Genomic DNA, 25435 nt, shown 5'->3' with positions numbered 1-25435 from the left:
TACCATTTATTGAGGAATTAAAGTGTACATAATTGTAGTATTATATGCACCTGCTTCCCGATTAAGGTAGCTTGGTGACTTTGTTTCGGGTATTGCATAATCAACATGAAAACCGCGACCCCATTCACCAGAAGGAGATTTTATAATAGTTGTAGGTTGTGTAGAAAGCATAATTTGCGATGCTACCTGAAGCCCAGCCGGAGGAAGAGCATTAGAATTAGTAAGGTTACCTGTGGCAGTTTTTACGGCAATTGTATTTACAGGCAATGAAGTAGTGTTCCCGTTATGGGAAAAATATTCAGCGCTTGCTTTTACAGTTACTTCATAAGCAGTACTTGAACTCACCTTTATATGGTTTGATTGTTGACCCGAATCATTTCCCAAAAGAAAATGAGAAGGCTTAGCCATACTTATACTCACTGTAGGCTGAGAAATCTGTATGCTTTGTACCTGTGCTATAGTAACGTTTACCTGTGTTTGTGCCGATCCTATGCTTTGAGCTATTACAGCTATAGGACAAAGTAGCAACAGAAATAAATTTCGTATGATTTTTGAAGTTTTCAAATTAATTATGTTTCCAATGGTTAAACAATACCCTCCAGAAGACAACCAATTCTGAGTATTAAATAGATAAAACAGCACCAACCCATAAAGAATAGATTAGTGCCATTTTATTAAAAGTTTTATTATTTAGTTTGCTACTATAGTATAAGTAAGTAAAGTGGTGTAAACAGCTTCAGGTTTGTTTAAGTAAACAGGAGCGCTCACTGGAGGAATTGTGTACTGTACGTTAAATCCACGGATATCACCTTTAGTTGAAGAAATAAGCTCAACCGGAGTCGTTACGCTAAGTGCCGGAGCATTTGCAGGGAAAGTAGCACTTGATCCCGCATCAATACTACCTGGAGCACCAGAATAAGTACCCGGTGTAGTCGTTACAACAACAGTAGATACTGGGATAACGTCATTACCAGGAGATGTTAACTCTGTAGCAGCCTGAATCGTTACTTTGTAACCGTTTGTTGCACTCACTTTAACGTGGTTCGGTAAAGAACCAGTTGTGTTACCTTGCGTAAAGTTTGTCGCAGTATTCATTCCGATAGTAACCGTTGGATTAGTTACCTCAATAGAATAAACGTTTGCTAGATTTACGTTTAGGTTCGTTGTTTGTGCAAAAACAGAATTTGCCGACATTGCAATAATTGCAAATGATGCAGCTATTAAAAATCTTTTCATTTTAGAAATTTTTAGAGTAAGGTCTAGATATTTAGACACTTAAATTATTTGGTGCAAAAGTACTTGCGTGAACAACGGAAGTCAAAGTCAAAAAAGGACTTTTTAATGTCATTTTACGACAGAATATGATTTTAACCATGTTTTAACATTCATTGTAGTAGTGAGTTATGAAAACACTATGTGTAATTTATAGTAAGAAGTTCCCAAAGGTTTATTATAAAAAAGATTAAAATAGTATGATTATGACATTAGAACCAAGTTTTAATCACTATTTATATAATTTTACTTTTTGAGATGTAAACTCTTTTTTCTTCAAATTGTGTTCTGTAGTTTGTAGGCGATACTCCTGTAGCATTTATAAAAAAACGAATAAAATTACTTGGATCCAAAAAATGGAGTTCAAAAGCGATTTCTTTAATACTCATATTTGTATATCGAAGCAAGCGTTTGCTTTCTATGACAATTTCTTCGGTAATTACCTTTTTGGGCGGAATTCCATAAATAGTATTGCAAATTTCGTTTAAAGATTTTACAGAGATATTGAGTCTTTCTGCATAATCTTTTACAAGTCTAATTTGTTTTAGGTTTTCTTTTACCAACTTCCTAAAATGATTTGCAATATTTACATCTCCCTTTTTAAAGGTTTCGATAGGACCATAGGATCTGTCTAATAATTCTTTTTGAGAAAAAAGCAACAATCGCTCAACAGTATTGTGTGCAAAATGATACATTAACCCATCAAACGGTTGTCTGCATAAATGCAATAAAGACTGATAGTATTGGACAATAATTTTCTTTAAAGAATTATGTAATTTATACTTTAATAATTGTTCCGAATTAAAAAACACACACGATGATAAAAACTGCCTGTCTAGATCTGTACGGCAATAAAAATCCTCATCAAAACAAACAAGGAGTAACTCAAAACTAGATTTTGTTTCTACACTAAAGACTTGGTTTATGCCTATAAAGCCACATTCAGATTTATTTATATCCAATAAATTGTTATCTAAATTAAGAGTAAGTTCACCCGATTTTATCCAGAACATTTGGTAAAAAGAACTCCTAAATGATTGGTTTAAGAGCGCATACTCTTCAGATTTTACCGAATGTGTGCTATAGCCACTAGGGAATTGTTTTCGATCAAGATTAAGAATTTCAATCATAATATTTCTATAAAACAGAATCAATTATTAAAGGTAAGAAAACTAAACAAATATGATTGCATAAAAAGAAGTGGAAATAAGTATAATTTGTTGGTTATTAGTGTTGTTTATATGTTGTAATTGGAAGTTGTGTATATTTACTGTTGAAAGTAAAATAGTAGTAATCAGATTAGTGTATTGTATAAAAGCACAATTTATTGCTGGTTTAACAATTAGAAAGAAGACAATGAAAGACAATTCTACAAGTGCAAAATGGGTACTGCTTATCTATTTTCTATTCTGTTTTTATTATTTTGGTGTAATTATGATGACCTATTTTATCAGTTACCCACAAATGAGTAAAGTACATGAAAATAGTCATGATTATTTACAAGTGTTTAATGATAAAATGCTTTGGTTTTCAACCATTCCATCTATATTAATGCTTATTTCATCATTATTTTTAGTTCGATTTTATTCGGGGATATTTAATAAATGGCTTATTTGGTCTTCGGCATTATTGGCAATTATTACAGTATCAACTACTCTTTTTATAATACTTCCCATTCATAACAAATTACCTTTAACAGGATTTAGTGAAGCAATTCAAAGGGAACTTCTTTCTACAGCAATGAATTTGCAAATTTTACCAGCAGTTTTTCAGGTATTAATTGCTTTTGGACTATTGAATATTTATTTTAAAGAAAGTAAACCCATTGAGCGATGGCTATTTATTAGTGTTTTTAGCCTGTCTTTATATACATGGGGAACTCTTTATATGGAAAGTTTAGTTGGATATCCTATGTGGAAATTAATAGCACCATCGGAGTGGATGGCAACTCGTGAGACAGTGGGATTGAATATTCCGGTTTTTAAATGGGTATTTTTAATACCCGATTACCTTCCATTACTATTGTTAATTCCTATGTTTTGGAAGCGTCCTATTGGTATTTCGAGGTATTATGTTGCAATAATGTTTGTGACCTTACTTTGGATATTTTTAATCACAGCAATGTATTTTGTCCCTAATATACAGTTGAAGCTAGGAGAATCTTATTCAAAACAGCTAATTGATGACCTTAATAAGTATGATTTTCCTTTAAGAGGAGTTCCGGGATTGATTTATTTTGCGACAGTTTTATTAATGTTCCTCAAAATAAAAAGAAAGGAAACGGTTTAGAAATAATTCTGTGAACTTACTATTTTAGGGTTGTTTCTTTTTAGTTAAAAATAAATAAGTAGTGTAAAGTAGGGAGTATATTGTTAAAAAAATAATTTAAGTTTCATCATTTTATATTTTACGATAGTACAAATGAACCATCAAAAGTAATTTAACATTCTTAATGATAAATAATCAGTTATAATCGTTTTGATAAGTAAAACATGAATTAACAATGCGGAATTCTGAACTAAATTATAAATTATATAAATTAGCAATTCCATTATAAAATTCAATAAAACATGATTTTTAGATTACCATTTATTAGTTTATTCAGCATTATTCTTCTTTTGATTAGTACAGTTGCAAATGCACAAACACAAAATACTTTTAGCGGATGGAGTGCCGCATTTTTCACTTATAAGTTAAATGATAAATTCAGTATCCATTTTGATGGACAAGCCAGATCTACAGATGAATTAAAAGATATTCAGTCTTATATTATACGTCCCGGATTGAATTATCAGATAAAAGACAACATGATTGCCACGGTAGGTTATGCCTACATAGGAAACAATAGGAATATTATGGATGTTGATGGTTGGGTACCTGAACATAGAATATGGGAACAATTTATTCTCAACCAGAAGTTTGCATTATATAGTCGTCCTGTTACTCTACAACATCGTTTTAGACTAGAGCAGCGTTATATGGGGCAAGCAACGATTGAGCAAAATGAGCTAGTAACCGATAGTTATGACTTTGCACAGAGATTACGTTATTTTGCCCGTTCGATTTTTCCTCTTTCACCAACAGACAATTTTACCAAAGGAGCTTTTGTAGCATTGCAGAATGAAGTATTTGTGAATATAGAAAATGCTCCCAATGATCGTTTTTTTGACCAAAACAGAGCTTATCTGGCATTAGGATGGAGAGTAAGTCCAAAATTTGATATTGAAGCAGGATATATGAATCAATTTATTCTAGGTAAAAACAACAATACAGTAAATAATATAGTGCAATTGGCAGCTTATGTAAGATTGTAGACTACAAAAAAAATTAACTTTTTTTAACAAATAATCTCTTGATGAACTGTAAAAACGCAAGAGAAAATAGTATTGATTCCTGACTTTAAAAGGTATCAAAGAACGCAGCCTCTTTATAAATTTAAAACATCCCAAAAAGAACCTTTCTTTGCGGGATATTTTTTTTGAAAAATCATGATGTATTTTTCTGTATATTAGTAGAGTAAAATCATATCGGTAACTAAAAAAATGATTTTTGCAGAAGCCACTCAGTACATAAAAAACTTTAATTTAAATCTGTTTATTGGGTGAATTTATTAGTTTTTAAAACATATAAAAAGACTCCTTTTTAATGGAATATTTAATCCTTTTTTTAATTTTTTCAAAAGCATAAAATTATTTTAAAAAACAAAAAAGCTTTAAAATGGCACAGTTAATGCAAAAGAACCAAAACATAGAATAATCAATACTTAAAGAAGTATTACAAAATTTAAAAAGAATGAAAAATTTAAAATGCATGTTTGTTTTGATGATGGTGACACTAGTAACCTCATTTACTTATGGACAAGAGACCCTGAAAATGTTTGTGAAAGAAAACAAAGTACCTTGTCAAGGTGTAGGCCCTATGGAGTGCTTACAGGTAAAGTACGATAATAAGAAAGACTGGCAGTTTTTTTACGATCATATCGATGGTTTTAACTTCGAAAAAGGAAACCGATATGAGATTACGGTAATAAGAACAAAAAGACAAGGTCTTATTCCCGCAGATGCTTCTTCATACGAGTATAAATTGAAAAGTATTATTTCAAAAACACCTGTAACCGCAGTTAAAGGTATTTATGATACAAAAATGACATTAACCCGCTTAAATGGAAAAACAATAAGTACTGGGAATGTATATTTGACAATAAACCCAGAAACAGGAACAATTAGTGGAAAAAGCGGGTGCAATAGATTTAGTGTAAACTACACTCAACTTGCTTCAAAAAATCAGATTCAAATTGGTTCATCTATTGGAACTTTAATGGCTTGTGATGAAGCAAGCATGAAATTAGAGCAAAACTTTACTAAAGCGATACAAGATAAAAAGTTTAAAATTGTACAGAAGAACAATAAAGTACAGTTTAAAAACTTAAAAAATAAAATCATCATGGAATTTACTATTCCTACTCAAAATGATATTTGGAGCTTTATTGGTAAGAACGATTGGAAACTAATTATGCTTGAAAACGTAGGACAGGATTATGGAAAAGCTTCTATTAAATTTGACACAGCTACTAAAAAAGTGAGTGGAAATTCTGGATGCAATAATTTCTTTGGAACATATACACTTAAAGGAAACGATCATATTCAGTTTGGTAATTTAGGATCTACAAGAATGGCGTGTATTGATCCAGAAGCTGCTAAAACAGAACAAAAAATACTATCTCTTTTAGACAATAAAGACATACGTTTTGATGTGGCTGAACAAACATTGAATTTTTATCTTGATGATAAATTGATAATGATGTTTGGAACAATAAAGTAAATCATATAGTTCATACAACAACAAAGCCTGACAATGTTCAGGCTTTGTTGTTTATACTAATTTTGGTTTAAGTACGGAGTTAAACGTGACTATTTTACTTCCATTTTTTTTGAGGATTTTTTCTTTCAAAAAAAAGAGCTAACTTGCACAAAATTAAAAGCATTTATAATAATGACTATTTCAAATTTTTATCTAAAAAATAATCGCTTGATGAGCCTTATGGGCACGTTATTATATCTGCATGACGATACTTTCTTAAAAAGTTCCAAAGAGTTTATTAATTAAGCCCTGTCACAACTCTAGACGGGGATTCTTTTATTCAAGCGCTCATTTATTTAATCTTCAATTTTCATTTAGGATTAGGATATCATTAAACATAAAACTATAGTAGCTATAAGATGTTTAATGAAGAGTTATATATCATACCTATGAGAATGGAGCAAACAGAAAGTTATGTCACAAAATATTATTTTAACAACAGGAATATACGATTTAATTAAAGACCATATAAGAAGAAAGAAAGTAACAATTGAAGAAGAAAAATTGCTGCTTCTTCAACTTAAAAAAGCAACACAGGTACTAAGGAGAGATTTACCGGATGATATTGTTTCGGTAAACCGAAAAGTAACCTATAAAGATCATACAAACAACGAAGAAAAAACGGTTGAGTTTGTAGGTCCTGAAAAATCAAAACCGAACAAAAATAAATTTTCAATTCTTTCAGATGAAGGCATTGCAATGGTAGGATATAAAGTAGGAGATCTTATAGAATGGCCCTCTAAAAAAGGAGACTTAAAACTAGAAATCTTAAAAGTAGAAGAAGTAGCTTAACGCTCTTTATAAATTTAAAACATCCCAAAAGAACTTTTCTTTATGGGATGTTTTTTTTTGACTAAGATCTATTTTGAAAAGGTTTTGATGAAATAAATAATAAAAATGATTGGGTTGAAACAGGCTATATTACAGTTGAGTTTCTAGTCAGTAGTTTTAGTAAACTAAAAACAAGCGTGTATTTATTCGTTAGAAACTTATAATTAATGGTTAATTGAATTTTAATAGTAGATTTGTCGGTACATAAATAATAAAAATCTGATCTAACTAAGATATGAGTACATTATTCGTTAAAAATATGGTCTGTAACCGCTGTATAATGGTGGTTCAGAACGAGCTCGAAAAACTAGGCTTGGACTTTACAAATATTAAGCTTGGGGAGGTTACGCTTACAAAGGAGTTAAACCCAGACGAAAGAAATTCTGTAGAAGGAGCATTAGTTCCTCTAGGTTTTGAGGTTATTGATGACAAAAAGAGCAGAATCATCGAAAAGATAAAAAATATTATCATCGATCTGGTACATCATCAGGATAATGATACAAAAAATAATCTATCAGACATATTGAGTGAAAAAATCAACCATGACTACAATTATCTTTCCAACCTGTTTTCGGAGGTAGAAGGTACGACGATAGAAAAGTATTTTATTGCTCAAAAGGTCGAAAAAATTAAAGAACTTTTGGTTTATGATGAGTTATCGCTGAGCGAAATAGCTTTGCGCTTAAACTATTCAAGTGTTGCTTACCTAAGCAATCAATTCAAGAAAGTAACTGGGTTAACACCAAGCCATTTTAAACAAATCCGAGAAGAAAAAAGAAAGCCATTGGATAAGGTGTAAGTAAATTTTACAAATCAAATCCATAATTACACAATAAAATCCATAGATATTGTTGCCAACTTTGCATATAAATTACAACAAGTGAATTATGGCAACAAATAATAATACTAAGGAAATAATTTACATCCCTCTTGAAGATGTAGACAGCGAGCACTGTGCATTAATCGTAGAAAAAGGATTAGCACAGGTTACAGGCATTGAAACCCACAAAGTAGAAATAAACAACCGTAGGGCAGCCATTACTGTTAAAGGCAATGAAACAGTTGGTAATGCCGTAAAGGCTATTAAGGACTTAGGATATGGTGTTCGAACAGTTAAAAATACCTTCCCAGTTCTGGGCATGACCTGTGCATCTTGTGCGGGTAGCGCAGAAAGTATTGTAACATACGAGTTAGGAGTAGTTGGTGCTTCTGTAAACTTTGCAACGGGAAATCTAACTGTTGAATACCTACCAAATCTCACAGATGCAAATAAACTTCAAAAAGCCGTTCAAGCCGTTGGTTACGACTTACTTATTGTAGACGAAACCAAACAGCAGGAATCTTTGGAAGCTATCCACGCAGAGAAATTCAAAAAATTAAAAAGTAAAACTATCTGGGCTGTTGTATTATCGTTACCAGTCGTTACCATTGGGATGTTTTTTATGGATATGCCTTATGGTAATGAGATTATGTGGTTGTTTTCTACCCCTGTAGTTCTTTGGCTTGGTAAAGATTTCTTCATAAATGCTTGGAAGCAAACGAAACACCGCTCTGCCAATATGGATACATTAGTGGCTTTAAGCACAGGAATCGCTTACTTATTTAGTGTATTCAACATGCTATTCATGGATTTCTGGCATCAGCGAGGATTACATGCTCACGTATATTTTGAAGCCGCAGCGGTAGTTATTGCGTTTATTCTGCTTGGTAAATTATTAGAAGAAAAAGCCAAAGGAAATACTTCATCAGCAATTAAAAAATTAATGGGTTTACAGCCCAAAACGGTGATGGTTATTCAACCCGACGGAACAGAAAAACAAGTAGCTATTGAAAACGTAAATGTTGGCGATATTATTTTGGTAAAACCAGGTGAGAAAATCGCTGTGGACGGAATGGTTATTTCAGGTAATTCCTATGTTGACGAAAGTATGTTGAGTGGTGAACCTGTTCCCGTATTGAAAATAGAGAACGAAAAGGTCTTTGCCGGAACGATAAACCAAAAAGGTAGTTTCCAATTCAAAGCTGTTAAAGTAGGTAAAGAAACGATGCTTGCGCAAATTATCAAAATGGTGCAAGATGCTCAGGGAAGTAAAGCCCCAGTGCAGAAATTGGTAGATAAGATTGCGGGTATTTTTGTCCCAATTGTGATTACTATAGCAATTATTACCTTCCTTCTTTGGTTCTTTCTAGGTGGAGAAAATGCCGTAGCACAAGCATTGTTGGCAGCAGTTACCGTGTTGGTTATTGCCTGTCCATGCGCTTTGGGACTAGCTACGCCTACAGCGATTATGGTAGGTGTTGGTAAAGGAGCAGAAAATGGCATATTGATTAAAGATGCCGAAAGTTTGGAACTAGCGAGAAAGGTAACAGCTATTGTCTTGGATAAAACGGGAACCATTACCGAAGGGAGACCACAAGTAACGGGGATTAAATGGCTGGATAATGAAGATTCTACAAAGGATATCTTAAACAGCATCGAAAAACAATCAGAACATCCTTTGGCGGAAGCCGTAGTAAAAAAATTAGAAGGTGCGCAAAGTGTGGTTTTATCCGATTTTGAGAGTATCACGGGTAAAGGTGCAAAAGCTGTCTACAAAGACGAAACCTATTTTGTAGGTAATAAGAAATTGTTGGTAGAGAATAATATTACTATTGCAAATCAATTATTGAATCAAGCAGATGAATGGGGAAAAGAATCTAAGACAGTAATTTGGTTTGCCAACAGTAGACAGGCTCTTTCGGTTATTGCAATTTCGGATAAGATTAAAGAAACATCTGTAGAAGCAATTAAACAAATGCAGGATATGGGCATTGAACTGTATATGCTTACCGGAGATAACGAAGCTACTGCAAAAGCTATTGCTGGACAAACAGGGATTAAACATTACAAAGCAGAAGTATTGCCACAACACAAAGCAGACTTTATAAAAGAGCTACAAAAGCAAGGCAAAATTGTAGCAATGGTAGGTGATGGGATTAATGACAGTACAGCTTTGGCAACAGCCGACGTAAGTATTGCAATGGGTAAGGGGAGTGACATCGCAATGGATGTGGCAAAGATGACCATTATATCATCTGATCTTAACAAAATACCTCAAGCTATTCGATTATCTAAACAAACAGTAGCAACCATAAAACAAAACTTATTCTGGGCGTTTATATACAATCTTATTGGTATTCCCCTTGCTGCAGGGATTTTATATCCAATAAACGGATTCTTGCTAAACCCTATGATTGCTGGAGCTGCAATGGCTCTGAGTAGTGTAAGTGTAGTAAGTAACAGCTTACGTTTAAAATGGAAAAAATAAACTAAGATTCTCTAAATAACGATAATAAATAGTAATCAAGATGAAACTAAATAAATTTGCGATAATAATATTGGCTTCAATAGCAATATTGGCTTCATCGTGTGGAAGCGATAATAAAAAAATGAAAGATGCTCATAATGATAGTGATCCTCACAATCATACTGAAGGTTTAGTAAATAAAGACACGACAAAAAAAGTAAACAAGTATGAAAATGCGCTTGGTCAGGCACTTGATAAAAAAGGAAAATTTATTACTGGTTGTCCGTCGCATAAAGAAATGATAGGCTCAAAAGGAGATAAATGTCCTAAGTGCGGTTATATGACAATGTTACCTATTACCTGGTCTTTGGAAGGAGTAGATACGTTAAGAGTAACAAGTTTTTCCGATTATAATCCTCCCATTGTAAAATAAAATTAATTTTTAGTTTAAAAAAAACTCTTTGATGTGTTTGCCAAACGGCGGTTTCATGATTTCATGGCCGCCGTTTTTTATTTTCTTTTATTTTGAAAGCAGTAATGCATCATTAATTTTAAATCAATGCCAATGTTCAATCAGTAAATATTATAAATCAAACAAGGAATAGCATTATAAAAAACAGTTGAAGTATGTGAAATTTGTAAAACAAAATTAAAACAAAATGGAAAATATAATATTAAGCATACCCGATATGGAAAGTGCACATTGCCAAGCCAGAGTAAATAAAGCTATCAAAGATATTGATGGTATTCAAGTCCAAAAGTTGGAAGCAGGAAAGCTATCCGCTTCTGTTGAAGACAATGATGCCATGGAAGATCTTATAGATGCTATTAAAAAGGCAGGCTATACTATTGGTAGCAATAATACTACTAGTTCTTCGAGTTCATCAACAGGATGTTGCGGCAATTAAGACAACGTTTAATTGTGTGAAACTCCATGTTTCACACTTTATTTAGATTCTTCATGATGGATTAAGGTGACTTTTTACTAAAAATAGATGTCTTACTACTTGCATCACTAATATCAATTTTATGACATTACTAATCAAAGGAATGGTTTGCAACAGATGCATTTATGTTCTCGAACAGGAATTTTCAAATCTAGGTTTTGAAATCATTACTATTGAGTTAGGGCGTATCATAATAAAAGATACGGCTGATCTTGCTATGAGTTTGATTACAATTAAATCGATGCTGAAAAAATATGGATTTGAATTACTGTTCTGCAAAACTCAAGAAACTGTAGAAAAGATAAAAGAACTAGTAGAAATTGGTATCAAAATGCAATTGGATTGTGGAAAAGCTACTAAATTTTCTTCCTTAATCAGTAATAAGCTTACCAAGAATTACGATACACTTAGTGCTTTATTTTCTTCTGTTGAAGGACAAACTCTCGAAAAATATATCATTCTCAGAAAAATCGAAAAGATAAAAGAACTCCTCGTATATACTGATCAATCAATGTCCGAGATTACCCATACGTTAGGCTACAGCAGCCCCGCACATTTATCTAATCAGTTAAAAAAATATACTGGTTTTACTTCTTCCTACTACAAAAAAATAAGACTTGATAAGCTTGCTATCATCGACAAGCAATCCCATAAAAATAAGGCTTCTTAGAATATAAACTTAAGACGCACTGCGGTATGCCTCTATGGAAAACCTTTGCACCTCAGAACCTTAGTACCTTCTCAAAAATCTTCCTCAAAAGTAAATCTCACAACTCTTACCTGTAATTGTGTATAAAGCCCCCTAGCATCTCTATGTAATTTTGACACTGAAATTTAATAGTTAGTTGGATAATTAAAAAAAAGAACATGTTATACAAACATACTACACCAAGGTTGGGAATATTAGTTCCCCTGTTGAGCGTCTTATTGATTGCTTGTGAAAACAAAACTGAAAAAGTGCCTGAAAAAGCGGCAACAGCTAAGGCGGATGCCAACAAATTACCAGTTGACATTATAATCGCGCAAGAAAAGCTGCTCAATCAAGAAGAAGCTGTAGTGGGAACGATGATGCCTTATCGCGAAGTTTCTATTGTGAGCGAACTGCCACAAAAAATTACCCATGTAGCTTTTAAAGATGGTAGCTACATTAGTCAGGGGGCAGTGCTTTACAAACTGAATGATGCCGACATCAGATCGCGTTTAAAGCAAGTTGGTGCCGAATTAGAACTGGCTCGTTTAACTAAAGATAGAGTGGCTAATCTTTTAAAAACCGAAACTGTAAGGCCACAGGAAAACGATGAAGCGGTTATGCGCTACCAATCCTTGATTGCACAGCAAGAACTACTAAGAGTAGACTTAGCCAAGACTGTAATCCGAGCTCCGTTTTCAGGAAAAATCGGAATTTCAAAAGTACACCTTGGGGCGTATGTATCGCCTGGTGTAGAACTGGTGCAGTTGCAGGATCAAAGCAGCATCAAAATCAATTTCTCTGTTCCCGAAAAATACTTACCGTTGATACAAACAGGAAACAAAGTCCGATTTACTTCCGAATTATCCGATCAAGAGTATTCGGCAACTATCAATGCTACTGAACCGGGTCTTGATGCGCAAGGCAGAAGCTTACAGGTACAAGCGATAACAAATAATGCAAACGGAAAATTTCGGGCAGGCCTTTCGGCAAAAGTTTATTTCAGTGTGACCAAGCAGGGAACAAAAGGAATAATGGTACCAACGGAAGCTTTGTCGCCAAGTGATAAAGGCTATGCTGTTTTTATAATAAAAAACGGAGTAGCAAAACCCGTGGCAGTTACCATAAGTAATAGGACAGAAACGGATGCTATTATCACATCTGGGATCAAAACTGGTGATAGTATCATAGTTTCAAATATGCTGCGCATAGGAGATGGTACGCCTGTAAAAGCTGTTGTACCCAATTAATCAAATTCAAATTTTAGCGTTATGAGTATATCAGCTTTAAGTATAAAAAAACCGGTTTTAGCCGGGGTATTTTCTCTCCTCATTGTCATTTTAGGAATAATAGGATGGAAGCAATTAGGTATTCGAGAATTTCCGTTAACAGAACCGCCAGTAATTTCGGTAATTACTTTCTATGCCGGTGCAAATCCAGATGTAATAGCATCCAAGATTACCAGACCAATGGAAGAATCTATCGCTGAAGCAAATGGAATACGGACCATTTCTTCTGAATCCAGGGAACAGGTAAGTGTCATTTCGATAGAGTTTAATCGTGAAATAAACATTGAAGACGCACTAAACGATGTAAGGGATAAAGTAGCCAAATCACGCAAGCAGCTCCCTACCGATGTGGATCCGCCGATCGTACAAAAAGCATCATCGCCAGATAATCTAGTGGCATTCCTTCAGGTGGAAAGCGATACCAAAGACATAAAAGAAGTGAGTCATCTCGCATCTACTACCATCAAAGATAGAATACAGTCTATTCCGGGAATCAATAACGTTGCTATTGTAGGAGAGCATAAGTATGCGATGCGTCTTCGATTTGAGCCCGCAAAACTTGCAGCATATAAGCTTACACCCGAAGACATTCGTCAGGCATTGGTAAGAGAAAACATTGATTTGCCTGCCGGTAGGATAGATGGGAATAACAGCGAGTTAAGTATTCGTACAATGGGACGCCTTACTACGGTAAAGGATTTTGAGGAAATGCTTATCAAGCAAGTAGACAATACAGTAATCCGACTCAAAGATATTGGCTCTGCCGAATTGGGAGAAGAGAACGAACGTACTGCTATTATTAACGAAACAGGAAACCTTAACCGCGTTGGTATTGGTGTGGCGATCCAAATACAACGTGGTGCGAACGCAATTGAAGTAGTCGATGAATTTTACAAACGACTAGATAAGCTAAAAAAGGAAATCCCATCGGAATACCGCTTGATAGTAGGTTTCGACTATACTCGTTCTGTACGAGAGTCTATCAAGGAGGTAGAAGAAACTCTGTTCATCGCTTTTGGTTTGGTAGTATTAATCATCTTTCTATTTCTTAGAGACTGGCGATCTACTATTATTCCTGTGATTGCTATTCCTGTATCTATTCTTTCTGCATTTTTCATCATGTATATAGCTGGATTTTCCATCAATATACTTACCCTTTTGGGATTGGTACTTTCCATAGGACTAGTCGTCGATGATGCCATCGTTGTACTGGAGAATATCTATAAAAAAATTGAAGAAGGCATGTCGCCCATACAGGCTGCATTTAAAGGATCCAAGGAGATTTATTTTGCAGTTATTTCTACTACTATTACGTTAGCAGCAGTATTTCTGCCTATTGTTTTCATGGGAGGTATTAGTGGACAACTTTTCAAAGAGTTTGCTATTGTAGTATCGGGTTCCGTATTAGTATCGGCTTTTGTAGCACTGACGCTGACACCGATGTTAAGTGCTTATTTTTTGAAGAAAGAAGAAAAGCCTAGTTGGTTTTATAGTGTAACCGAACCATTTTTCGTCAGCTTAAATAATGGATATGCTCGTTTGCTAATCACTTTTATGCGAGCCAGATGGTTGGCTTGGGGCTTCCTGGCAGGTACTACCATATTAATTTATCTCGTTGGTAAAGGGCTTCCTTCAGAACTTGCACCAATTGAAGACCGTTCGAATATGAATCTTATTGCCGTTGCTCCCGAGGGTGTTTCTTTCGATTATATGAAAAAGCACATGACCGAAGTTGGAAAATATGTAAACGACTCGACCGATGGGTTATATCAAACCTATTCGATGGTTGCTATTTCATTTATTCCCGCTCCGGCACCTGTTAATGTGGCTGTACAGAGTATTTATCTTAAGGAGCCTAAGGACAGAAAAGCTAGTATTCAGGATTTATACAACCAATATGGCGCTGCGTCGGGTAAATTTAGAGGATTTCTTTTGTTTCCCTATCTGCCGCCAACCATTGGAAGCCGATATGGAGGAGGTATGCCCATACAATATGTATTGCAATCACCAAGCCTTGATAGCTTAACGGCTGTGCTTCCAAAATTCCTGGCAGCAGCACGCCAGAGCAGAAAACTCTTATTTGTTGATGCCGATCTCAAGATTAACAAACCAGAGATGAAAATAAATATCGACCGACAAAAAGCAGCCTTGATGGGCGTATCTATGGAGGAAGTCGCGCATACCTTGCAGCTTTCTTTCTCCGGACAGCGTTACGGATATTTCTTGCGCAACGATCGTCAATATGAAGTGATTGGTCAGTTAGATCGTAAGTATAGAAATGATAAGAGTGATTTAAGCGCTATCTATGTTCGTTCGGCAACAGGTAAGATGATTCCATTAAATAACTTAATAACAACAGAAGAAGCCGTAAGTCCAGCTGCGATCTACCGATACGACCAATACATATCGGCCACAGTATCGGCAGCAACTGCCCAAGGAGTGAGCCTTGCCGAAGGAATACAGGAAATCGAAAAAATAAAGAAAGAGGTACTAGGAGAGAATTTCAAAAGTTCGCTAGCAGGTCAATCACGAGATTATGACGAGAGTCAAGGTAATATTGCCTTTACACTAATCCTTGCATTATTACTTATTTACATGATTTTAGCCGCTCAGTTCGGGAATCTTCGTGATCCGCTAACCATTATGTTAACGGTACCAATGGCAGTAACAGGAGCAATTTTAAGTCTTTCATGGTTTGGTCAGAGTTTAAATGTGTTCAGCCAAATCGGGATTATTACACTGGTAGGATTAATTACCAAGAACGGAATACTTATCGTAGAATTTGCCAATCATCTCAAAGATACAGGACTTTCTAAATACGATGCAGCAATACAGGCAGCAGAGCAGCGTTTCCGTCCTATTTTAATGACATCGCTAGCCATGATATTTGGAGCATTACCTATAGCGCTTACAGTTAACAGCCGCCAGTCATTAGGAATTGTTATTGTGGGAGGACTTGTCTTTTCGGGAATATTAACGTTGTTTATCATCCCAGCAGTTTATTCTTATTTGTCAAGCAAAAAAGGGGAAGTTGTTATTGTAGAAGAAGATTCTGAAGACACAAACAGTCCAGCCATAGAATCATGATTTTAAATCTCAAAGAAGATAAAATGAAAACAAATATCTTACACATAGTTACAGCGCTGCTATTGCTTAGCAGTGCTAATGCAGTGCATGCACAGAAAAAAAAACTGGCTCTTACAGATGCATTAGAAATGGCAAAACAAGGAAACAAAGCATTACAGGTTCAAATCTTAGAAGAAATAAATGCCAAAGAAATGACCCGAGAAACAAAAGGAGGTTTGCTGCCTAGTATTTCGGCAAATGCAGGCTATTCTCATTATTTTGACAGGCAGGTAATATTTCTCCCAGGTTCATTTGTAGGCACAGACAAAGCGGTGCAGGACTTTGCAGTTGGCGGAAGAAATACCTATAATGCGTACGTATCGTTGTACCAACCCATCTTTGCGCCAGCCACACATCAGCATACAAAAGCCTCGAAAATCAACGAGAAAATTCAGGATGAAAAAACTGCTGATTTAAAAAGTAGAGTAGCACTTCAAGTTTCTAGTCGCTATCTTAACATATTGATGATGAACCGTCAACTAGGTTTACTTGAACAAAGTCATCAACGTAATATCAAAGCACTTCAAGATTCAAGATCGCTATTTGCACAAGGTAGAGGATTGAAATCAGATACGCTAAGAAGTTTTATTGCTGTAGCAAATTTAAAATCTTCTGTCTCTTATTTAAAAAATAATATTGAGGTGTCTGGTATTGAGCTAAAAAGGCTTATTGGGTTGGAAGATTCGGGAGAAATTGAACTGACAGACGACCTTGAATATAACATAAAAGTAAGCCAAGGCGAATTTTATCAAGTTGACGAAGCATTGATAATTGCTGATAAAAACAGGAGGGATTTAAATATCCAAAAACTGACCATTGAGCTTCAGCAAAAAAAATTAAAGGCTGCTCGGGCAGGACTGTTGCCGCAATTGGTATTAATAGGACAATATCAGATACAAGCACAAGCTGATGATATGGAATTTAACGAATATGCCTGGCCAAGAACCTCTTTCTTAGGCTTACAACTTAGCGTCCCTATTTTTAATGGTAATCGTACTAAATCTCAGATTAATCAAGCCAAAATTAAAATACAGCAAGAAGATATATTGCTAAAGGATTTAAAAGATGAAGTTAAAACCGAACTAGCTACGATTATAAGCAAATGGAAGGAATCCGTAACGCAATTAGACATACAGGAAACAACGGTAAAGTCGGCAGAATTAAACTACCGAATGATTGATGATCGTTTTAGAAATAGCTTAGGATCAAGACTAGAACTTACAGATGCTGAACTAGCATTAACACAAGCCAAAATAAACTACCTAAACGCTGTATATAACCTGCGAATGCTACACGTAGAGCTACAACAAGCCCTTGGACTTTTAAGTCTATAAGTACTAACCAAAATAATTAAATAAAAAATATGACTAAAAATAATAAACAACCAATAGACAAACCTGTACCATATAGCAAACGATGGTCGGCACTTTTCCTGCTTTGTACAGCACAATTTATAGTAATTATGGATACCTCAATTATTGGGGTAGCGCTGCCCGCAATAAAAGCCGACCTTGGGTATTCGCAAAGCAGTTTGCAATGGATTTTTAATGCATACGTTATCCTATTCGGAGGCTTTTTGCTTCTCGGTGGGCGTTTGTCGGATTTGTTTGGTGCTCGCAAGGTTTTTATGTGGGGATTTGTTATCCTTTCTGTCGCATCACTTTTGGCAGGCGTGGCTTGGTCAGAAGCAGCACTGAATACAGGAAGGGCTTTGCAAGGCTTAGGTTCGGCTCTTATTGCTCCAGCAGCACTTACATTAGTATTATCCAAGTTTACCGACCCAAAAGAACTCAATAAAGCATTAGGTTTTTGGGGAGCTGCAGCAGCGGCTGGAGGTTCTGCAGGAGTTTTTCTTGGCGGAGCAATTACCGAATGGCTTTCCTGGCATTGGATATTCTTGATTAATATTCCTGTAGGACTTATAGTTTTGGCTTATAGCAAAAATTTATTGTTTGCGGGTGTTACGCGAAAAGGAAAAGTAGATGTTGCAGGAGCAATTTTGGCAACAGCCGCTTTGGTGATAATGGTATATGCCATTGTTTCAGGAGAAGGAGCAGGGTGGAAGTCGTTACAAACCATCGGACTATTAGCGCTTTCTTTGGTATTGTTATTTGTTTTCTTTGTTGTTCAAAAGCAGAAAAGGGAACCATTGGTACCTATGAGTATTTTTAAAGTTCCTAATCTTTCAGGAGGTAATCTGGTGATGGCTTTAATGGCTGCAGGATGGATTCCGCTATGGTTTTTTCTGAATCTTTATTTGCAACAAACTCTTAATTATTCAGCCTTTAATAGCGGACTTGCCTTATTACCAATGACTATTGCCATCATGGTTTTGATGGTTGGCGTTACCGGAAAGTTGGTAGCTAAATTTGGTTTTAAAGCAAATCTAATAGCTGGATTGATAGCTCTTACAGGATCACTTCTTCTGTTTAGTACCATTCCGCCCGACGGAACATTCCTTATCAACGTTTTGCCTGCATCTTTACTGGGGGCGCTTGGTATGTCATTAGCCTATATTCCGGGTACTATCGCTTCGATGTCTGGAGCTAAACCTGAAGAAATGGGACTTGCTTCTGGGTTGGTTAATACAAGTTATCAAGTGGGTTCGGCTTTAGGACTGGCTATTGTTGTAGCTATTTCTGCTGCCAAAACCAATGCATTTAAAGCGATGGGAGCGACTGATATTGTTGCATTGAATGCAGGTTTCCAGACCGCATTTTTCTCTGCGGCCGTTGTATGTGCAATTGCTGCGATAATTGCCGCTTTTTCTATCAAAACACTTAGACAATAATATTGGTAAACTATATAATTCGTTAAAAAAGTGAAAACTATATTTTGAATAGGCTCCTACTTTAGCTGGAATATAATGATGAAAAAACATGTATCGGCTTTAGCCAAAATTACAGAGTATTTTGGCTAAAAGCCATATTTTTAAACCTCCGGCTAAAGCAGGAGGCAATTCAACACATTTAAACCTTTGCAGCTTAGAGCCTCAAAACCTTTCTCTATAATCAGTAAATGTTACAAATCAAATTGAAAATAACACAAAAGTTGAGCGATACTTTTGCTGAACTTTGTATCATTATTAAACGATGAAATTTAAATAAGATGGAAAGCAATAATTTAAGGTTTTTACTCAATAGCTAATATCTATAGTTGTTGTGTTGTTTATTGATTAACAAGTTTTTGAGTGTATTATTGTAAAGTTATTGTTTAATGTGTGATCTTGAGGAAATTAAAATAAAAAAACATGAAAAAGAACTTATTGATATTGGCAATTTCGCTGTTAGGATATGCAGGATTTGCCCAAAATACAGATACGCTTTTAAGTAAGTATTACAGCATAAAGAATGCTTTAGTGAAGAGTGATGCCAGAGCAGCTTCTGAAGCAATTATCAATTTGCAAAAAGAAATCAAAGCGGAAGATGCTTTTAAAGAGAAGAATGATTTGAATACTGCTGTAGATAAATTAGCAAAAGCAAATAGTATTGAAAAACAAAGAGCCGTTTTTAATGATGTTTCAATCGCTATGTGGCAACTTGTAAGCAGTACAGAGAAAGTAAGTCAACCTGTTTACTATCAATACTGCCCGATGAAGAAAGCCTATTGGTTAAGTAGTGAAACTGTTATTAAGAACCCTTATTTCGGTTCGGCTATGCTCACTTGTGGTAATGTTTTCCAAACAAAGAAATAATAATAGAGAGGCATTAGTCTAAGGCTAAAATCTGCTAACAATTTTCAGACCTCATTTTAGACCTTCTTCCTTAATATCTTGAAAGTTGGTAAAAATGGGGTCTTTTTTATCAAATCAGTATTATGAGAGAACTCATTACTCAATATGAAACAGGAATGGTAATGATTCCGGATATATCCGGTTTTACAGATTTTGTTATAAGTACCAATATGTTTATCGGGAAATACATAACAGAGAACCTCCTGAAATCAATAATAGACAGCAATAATCTTTTTCTCGAAGTTTCTGAAATTGAAGGAGATGCTGTATTGTTTTACAAATACCGTAAAATACCCTCGTTTGACAATGCATTGACTCAGATAGAGGTAATGTATGATAACTTCAAAAAGGAAGTAGCCAGACTATCATTACAGCTTGCTATGGAAATTCCCTTATCATTGAAAATTATTGTACACTATGGTATTTTTACCAAATATAAAATAGGCAGATTTGAAAAGCTTTACGGAGCGCCTATTGTAGAAGCTCATAAAATGCTCAAAAATCATATTGCCAAATTCCCGCCGTATGCATTATTTTCGGATGCCTTTTTAAAAGCTAATTTTGAACAACCGGCTAAAGCTACAATTGAATATGATACTTGCGATAATTGTATGTATCTACCGGAAATTGGCTATATACACTATCTGTAATCTGTAAGATCAATTTTTTGTTTTGGCGGAAATATAAGGATATGATTTCGAATGTCTAAATATCATAAATCAAACAAAGAATATTGTAAAACCATTTTCAGTCAGATTGATTAAATTTGTGTTACTGTTTAATAGATAAGTATAAAATAATGGAAAACTTAGAAGAAAACTTATTGAAAAGAAATATAAAACCTACATCAATAAGGTTGTTGATATTCAGAATAATGACTGAGTTTAAGAAAACATTTAGTTTAACTGACCTTGAAACAGAATTAGAGACAGTTAACAAGTCAACTATTTTTAGAACTTTGACATTATTTCATGAAAATTTACTTATCCACAACATCGATGATGGTTCCGGTTCAATGAAATATTCAATTTGTAACGAAACCTGTATGTGTACGGTTGGTGAGTTGCACGTTCATTTTAATTGTAACCACTGCCATAATACATATTGTCTCGAAAGCATTGCTATACCACCGATACAGCTTCCCGAAAAATTCTTATTGGAAAGTGTCAATTTTGTAATGAAAGGGATTTGTGAAAATTGTTCCAAGTTCTTTTAGATTCTCTGAAGAAAAACTACTATTTATATCTTTATCCTGCAAGGTCAGAAAAGACCTTGTAGGAGACGAGACTTTACAAGATTAGAATTGATAAATAAAATTGATTTAAGATTTTTGACTAACAATTTTTGATTTCAGTACTATAAATTGCAACCAGGTTCCCAAAACAGACTGATAACTTTGCCATAGAATTAAAATTCATTATTATGTCAAAGCAATGTTGTAGTATAGATAATCATGTAAAACCTCAAAACAATGAGGCGAACCATGATAAATGCGATAGTAAGAAAAAAGAAAGTCATGATCACGGTCACAATCATGACCATAGTCATGGACATGATCACGATCACAGCCACGACCTCGAAGACAAAACTGTATTTCAGTTATTTTTGCCGGCTATCACTTCATTAATTTTATTGTTAATCGCCATAGGTTTCGACAATTATTTTCTGCAGGAATGGTTTACTGGTTGGGTAAGATTAGCATGGTATATAGTAGCTTATATTCCAGTAGGATTACCAGTAATTAAAGAAGCTATTGAGAGTATCCGCTACAAAGATTTCTTTTCGGAGTTTTTCCTTATGGTTATTGCAACAGTAGGAGCTTTTGCTATAAGCGAATACCCCGAAGCTGTAGCTGTTATGTTATTCTATGCAGTAGGTGAGGTATTCCAGACACTTGCTGTGTCTCGAGCAAAAGGAAATATAAAAACACTATTGGACCAGCGTCCGGATGAAGTTACCATACTAAGAGAAGGGAAGGCGGTAGTTATAAAAGCCGAAGATGCAAAGATTGGAGATATTATCCAGTTAAAACCGGGAGAAAAATTGGGACTGGACGGTGTGCTGATTTCAGAAAGTGCTTCATACAATACTGCAGCACTTACAGGAGAAAGTAAACCCGACACGAAATCTAAAGGTGAAACTGTATTGGCGGGCATGATTAATGGTAATACTGTAAGCCAAATAAAGGTTACCACTGCATATTCAGACAGTAAACTAAGTAAAATACTAGAGATGGTGCAGGATGCAACTGCTCAAAAAGCACCTACGGAATTGTTCATTCGCAAGTTTGCCAAAGTATATACACCGATTATCGTATTTCTTTCAATCGGTATTACGCTGTTGCCGGCTCTCTTTGTCGATACATATGTGTTTAGCGAGTGGTTGTACAGAGCATTGGTATTCTTGGTTATTTCTTGCCCTTGTGCGTTGGTAATCTCTATTCCGTTAGGATATTTTGGAGGTATTGGAGCAGCAAGCCATAATGGAATCCTGTTTAAAGGTTCTAACTTCCTGGATATTCTTGCCAATATTCAGAATGTGGTAATCGACAAAACCGGAACAATGACCGAAGGTGTTTTTAAAGTTCAGGAAGTAATAATAAAACCTGAATTTAATAAAGATGAAATCCTTAAAATGGTCAATGCACTGGAAAGTCATAGTACACATCCTGTCGCTACTGCCATTCATGACTATGTTGGAGAAGTAGACAGTACTGTTAATCTGATGAGAACGGAGGAAATAGCCGGACACGGGCTTAAAGCAACAGTGAACGGAAAGGAATTATTGGTTGGTAATTTTAAATTGCTTGATAAATTTAATATCAGCCATGATACAGACACTGCAAATATTGTGTACACGGTAATTGCTATTTCTTACGATGGAAAATTTGCAGGTTATCTCACAATCTCAGACAGCATTAAAGCAGATGCAAAAATCGCTATAGATAAGTTACACAGCATGAATGTAAGGGTAACTATGCTTAGCGGTGATAAAAGCGCCGTTGTAGCGCATGTTGCAAAGCAATTGGGGATAGATAACGCTTACGGGGATTTATTGCCTGAGGACAAAGTAAATAAGGTGAAAGAGATAAAAGCCAGTAACGGTAGTGTCGCATTTGTGGGAGATGGAGTAAACGATGCTCCGGTAATTGCATTGAGTGATGCCGGTATTGCAATGGGCGGATTGGGAAGTGATGCTGCTATAGAAACTGCCGATGTTGTAATACAAGACGATATGCCATCAAAAATAGCTATGGCAATAAATATCGGTAAACAAACCAAAAAAATAGTTTGGCAAAACATCATACTGGCATTTTCTATTAAAGCTGTTGTGTTGATACTTGGAGCAGGAGGACTTGCCACCATGTGGGAAGCAGTATTTGCCGATGTAGGTGTTGCGCTAATAGCAATACTAAATGCTGTTAGGATACAAAAAATGAAATTTTAAAGGATATAAAAGACATTTCTTAATCAGTAAATATCACAAATCAAATAAGGAATATTGTAAACGAATTGAGGCATAATTGACGGAAATTTGCAGTATCAAATAATTATTAAAGTATCAATAAAATGGAAAATAAAAATCTTCAATTCAAAACGACTCTTAATTGTGGTGGATGTGTGGCGAAAGTAAAATCTGATTTGGATAATGCCGAAGGTATTGGCGAATGGAATGTAGACACTAATAATGCTGATAAAATACTTACAGTTCAATCAGAAGGTGCTACAGAAGACGAAATAGTTGCTATCATCAAAAGCAAAGGATTTAAAGCGGAGCCTTTATCTGTTTAGTATCGTAAACGCACAAATAGCTTTATTCAATGAAAAAGAGTATTTCAGTTCCCGGAATTGAAATGCTCTTTTTTATTCTAAGTTATGTTCTGATTTTGCATAATCTCTTCAAGAGATTTACTTAAAATGTTTACTGCATTTTCCATTTCGGTTTTTTCCAAATGCCCAAATCCTAAGCGGGTAGCTGTGCCATTTTTTGTTTGATATAAAATCGTTTTTGGCAAGAACAATCCATTTGAAATACATTGTTTTTGCAACTTAATCAAATTAAAATTATCAAGCCATTCCACCCAAATAGCGAAACCCCGAAGAGGAATTTGAAATTTAATTTTCCCGTTCAATTTTTCATTTAGCAGTAATACAAAATAGTCTCTACGTTCTTTATAGATTTTTTTATTCTTTTTTGAGAGACGATGTACTTCGCCTTCCATAATCCATTCGGTTAATACCTGCTCTTTGATAACATCTATTTCGGGTTCGAGAATGTTTTGATGTTTTTCCAGTTCTGTAATAAATTCTGATGGTGCAGCGACAAAACCGTAACCAAAACCTGCTGGTAATGACCTTCCAAATGATCCAATATAAACAACTCTTTCATTAGAATCTAAGGCCGCTAAAGGTAATACAGGGTTATTATCATAATGGAAATCAAAATCGTAATCATCTTCTAAAATCACAAACCCATATTTATTTGCCAATTCCAGGACTTCCATTCGTCTCTTTGCACTAAGTGAAATTGTTGTAGGATAATGATAATTGGAGGTAAGGTATAATAGTTTGATATTTTGCGTTTCGCAAATTTGTCTTAGATCTCCGGTGTTGATTCCGTCTTTGTCAACGGGTATGGTGATTATTTGGGCGCCACTATCCGATAATGTCATGTTCGACATATAATACCCAGGCGAAGCAACAACAACTTTATTGCCAGGAGTAATAAGTAATTTGGTAACCAGATATAAACTAATTTCATGGCTACTGGTTGTGAGTAAATTTGATGTCGAAATGCGTATTCCTCGGGTAAGATTTAAAAAATTAGAAAACTGGGTTTTAAAATTCAAATGGGATTGTGTTTGAATTTGTTCCCAGGTTTTTGCACTTTTTTGACTTTTTAGTTTGGAAACATAAAGTCTTGCCAGAACATCTGTTTGTACTAATCGCAAATCGGGTAAGCCATCATTAAATTGGTAGGGCAGGATACTGACTTCTTTTGGATTTTCAAGAATTGTAGAACGCTTAAAAGTAAATGGAGCACTTATTTTTGAAATACTTTTACCTTCAGTCGAAGTAAATTCAGGCTTGTTTTTTTGTTTTTTTTCAGATAAGATAAAAGTTCCTTTATTTGGCAAAATTTCAATCCATCCTTGCAATTCAAGATCCTGAAAAGCTTTAATAAGTGTATTTCGGTTAACCGATAATAATTTACATAATATGCGTGTTCCTGGAAGTTTTGTGCCTTCGGGCAATAATCCTATTTGTATTGCTTTAATAAATTCAAAGACTATTTGCAAGTATATAGCAGTTGTCTCTTCGGGCTTAAGCTGAATGAAACTTTTGAAAGGAATTTGAACCGGACTATCCATTTTTGTAAAACTGGTATACATTAGTAGTACG

The 25435-nt window shown here is 35.0% G+C and carries 22 protein-coding genes; 18 read left to right on the top strand and 4 right to left on the bottom strand.

From position 1 onward, the window contains the following. Window positions 1–6: 6 nt before the first annotated feature. The 3 genes from OIU83_RS19065 to OIU83_RS19055 all read right to left on the bottom strand — a co-directional run bounded on the left by OIU83_RS19065 (window position 7) and on the right by OIU83_RS19055 (window position 2402). On the bottom strand, window positions 7–564 hold the full coding sequence (locus OIU83_RS19065) for a hypothetical protein (RefSeq protein ID WP_264207855.1): 558 nt from the start codon (window positions 562–564) through the stop codon (window positions 7–9). A 126-nt stretch (window positions 565–690) separates the two neighbouring features. Further along, window positions 691–1236 carry a hypothetical protein gene (locus OIU83_RS19060; protein WP_264207854.1) on the bottom strand — a complete coding sequence of 182 codons (546 nt, stop codon included), beginning with the start codon at window positions 1234–1236 and terminating at the stop codon, window positions 691–693. 272 nt (window positions 1237–1508) lie between these two features. Then, window positions 1509–2402 (bottom strand): helix-turn-helix domain-containing protein, encoded by an 894-nt coding sequence (locus OIU83_RS19055; RefSeq protein WP_264207853.1) that lies wholly within the window; start codon window positions 2400–2402, stop codon window positions 1509–1511. A 226-nt stretch (window positions 2403–2628) separates the two neighbouring features. On the opposite strand from OIU83_RS19055, the gene OIU83_RS19050 reads away from it, so the two are divergent. The 18 genes from OIU83_RS19050 to OIU83_RS18970 all read left to right on the top strand — a co-directional run bounded on the left by OIU83_RS19050 (window position 2629) and on the right by OIU83_RS18970 (window position 23824). Next, window positions 2629–3561, top strand: a complete 933-nt coding sequence (locus OIU83_RS19050; RefSeq protein ID WP_264207852.1) for a hypothetical protein — start codon at window positions 2629–2631, stop codon at window positions 3559–3561. A 281-nt stretch (window positions 3562–3842) separates the two neighbouring features. Beyond that, on the top strand, window positions 3843–4586 hold the full coding sequence (locus OIU83_RS19045) for a DUF2490 domain-containing protein (RefSeq protein WP_264207851.1): 744 nt from the start codon (window positions 3843–3845) through the stop codon (window positions 4584–4586). A gap of 478 nt (window positions 4587–5064) precedes the next feature. Beyond that, a complete protein-coding gene (locus OIU83_RS19040) occupies window positions 5065–6093 on the top strand; it encodes an META domain-containing protein (protein WP_264207850.1) in 1029 nt (342 codons plus the stop codon). Window positions 6094–6546: 453 nt separating this feature from the next. Then, window positions 6547–6924, top strand: coding sequence for a GreA/GreB family elongation factor (locus tag OIU83_RS19035; protein WP_264207849.1), 378 nt, complete (start codon window positions 6547–6549; stop codon window positions 6922–6924). A 274-nt stretch (window positions 6925–7198) separates the two neighbouring features. Beyond that, window positions 7199–7762, top strand: a complete 564-nt coding sequence (locus OIU83_RS19030) for a helix-turn-helix domain-containing protein (protein ID WP_264207848.1) — start codon at window positions 7199–7201, stop codon at window positions 7760–7762. A gap of 88 nt (window positions 7763–7850) precedes the next feature. Next, a complete protein-coding gene (locus OIU83_RS19025) occupies window positions 7851–10271 on the top strand; it encodes a heavy metal translocating P-type ATPase (RefSeq protein WP_264207847.1) in 2421 nt (806 codons plus the stop codon). Window positions 10272–10311: 40 nt separating this feature from the next. After that, window positions 10312–10683 (top strand): hypothetical protein, encoded by a 372-nt coding sequence (locus OIU83_RS19020; protein WP_264207846.1) that lies wholly within the window; start codon window positions 10312–10314, stop codon window positions 10681–10683. 226 nt (window positions 10684–10909) lie between these two features. Further along, window positions 10910–11158, top strand: coding sequence for a heavy-metal-associated domain-containing protein (locus OIU83_RS19015; RefSeq protein ID WP_264207845.1), 249 nt, complete (start codon window positions 10910–10912; stop codon window positions 11156–11158). 121 nt (window positions 11159–11279) lie between these two features. After that, a complete protein-coding gene (locus OIU83_RS19010; RefSeq protein ID WP_264207844.1) occupies window positions 11280–11867 on the top strand; it encodes a helix-turn-helix domain-containing protein in 588 nt (195 codons plus the stop codon). A 197-nt stretch (window positions 11868–12064) separates the two neighbouring features. Further along, window positions 12065–13135, top strand: a complete 1071-nt coding sequence (locus tag OIU83_RS19005; protein ID WP_264207843.1) for an efflux RND transporter periplasmic adaptor subunit — start codon at window positions 12065–12067, stop codon at window positions 13133–13135. A 21-nt stretch (window positions 13136–13156) separates the two neighbouring features. Next, window positions 13157–16261: an efflux RND transporter permease subunit gene (locus OIU83_RS19000; protein ID WP_264207842.1), complete on the top strand. Its 3105-nt coding sequence runs from the start codon at window positions 13157–13159 to the stop codon at window positions 16259–16261. A gap of 23 nt (window positions 16262–16284) precedes the next feature. Beyond that, window positions 16285–17634, top strand: a complete 1350-nt coding sequence (locus OIU83_RS18995; protein ID WP_264207841.1) for a TolC family protein — start codon at window positions 16285–16287, stop codon at window positions 17632–17634. Between the two features lie 29 nt (window positions 17635–17663). Further along, window positions 17664–19091, top strand: a complete 1428-nt coding sequence (locus tag OIU83_RS18990; protein WP_264207840.1) for an MFS transporter — start codon at window positions 17664–17666, stop codon at window positions 19089–19091. Between the two features lie 459 nt (window positions 19092–19550). Then, entirely contained in the window at window positions 19551–19994 is a 444-nt protein-coding gene (locus tag OIU83_RS18985; protein ID WP_264207839.1) for a DUF3347 domain-containing protein, read from the top strand. 122 nt (window positions 19995–20116) lie between these two features. After that, on the top strand, window positions 20117–20683 hold the full coding sequence (locus OIU83_RS18980; protein ID WP_264207838.1) for a DUF2652 domain-containing protein: 567 nt from the start codon (window positions 20117–20119) through the stop codon (window positions 20681–20683). A 149-nt stretch (window positions 20684–20832) separates the two neighbouring features. Then, window positions 20833–21249 carry a Fur family transcriptional regulator gene (locus OIU83_RS23640; RefSeq protein ID WP_404827713.1) on the top strand — a complete coding sequence of 139 codons (417 nt, stop codon included), beginning with the start codon at window positions 20833–20835 and terminating at the stop codon, window positions 21247–21249. A gap of 206 nt (window positions 21250–21455) precedes the next feature. Continuing rightward, complete coding sequence (locus tag OIU83_RS18975) at window positions 21456–23480, top strand: heavy metal translocating P-type ATPase (RefSeq protein WP_264207837.1); 2025 nt, start codon at window positions 21456–21458, stop codon at window positions 23478–23480. 122 nt (window positions 23481–23602) lie between these two features. Further along, complete coding sequence (locus OIU83_RS18970) at window positions 23603–23824, top strand: heavy-metal-associated domain-containing protein (RefSeq protein ID WP_264207836.1); 222 nt, start codon at window positions 23603–23605, stop codon at window positions 23822–23824. A 77-nt stretch (window positions 23825–23901) separates the two neighbouring features. On the opposite strand, the gene OIU83_RS18965 is transcribed toward OIU83_RS18970, so the two are convergent. Next, entirely contained in the window at window positions 23902–25404 is a 1503-nt protein-coding gene (locus OIU83_RS18965; protein ID WP_264207835.1) for an aminotransferase-like domain-containing protein, read from the bottom strand. Window positions 25405–25435: the final 31 nt, after the last annotated feature.

Origin of the sequence: Flavobacterium shii (assembly GCF_025847235.1) — a bacterium.
Lineage (GTDB): Bacteria > Bacteroidota > Bacteroidia > Flavobacteriales > Flavobacteriaceae > Flavobacterium > Flavobacterium shii.
This window is presented reverse-complemented; position numbering and strand designations above follow the sequence as displayed.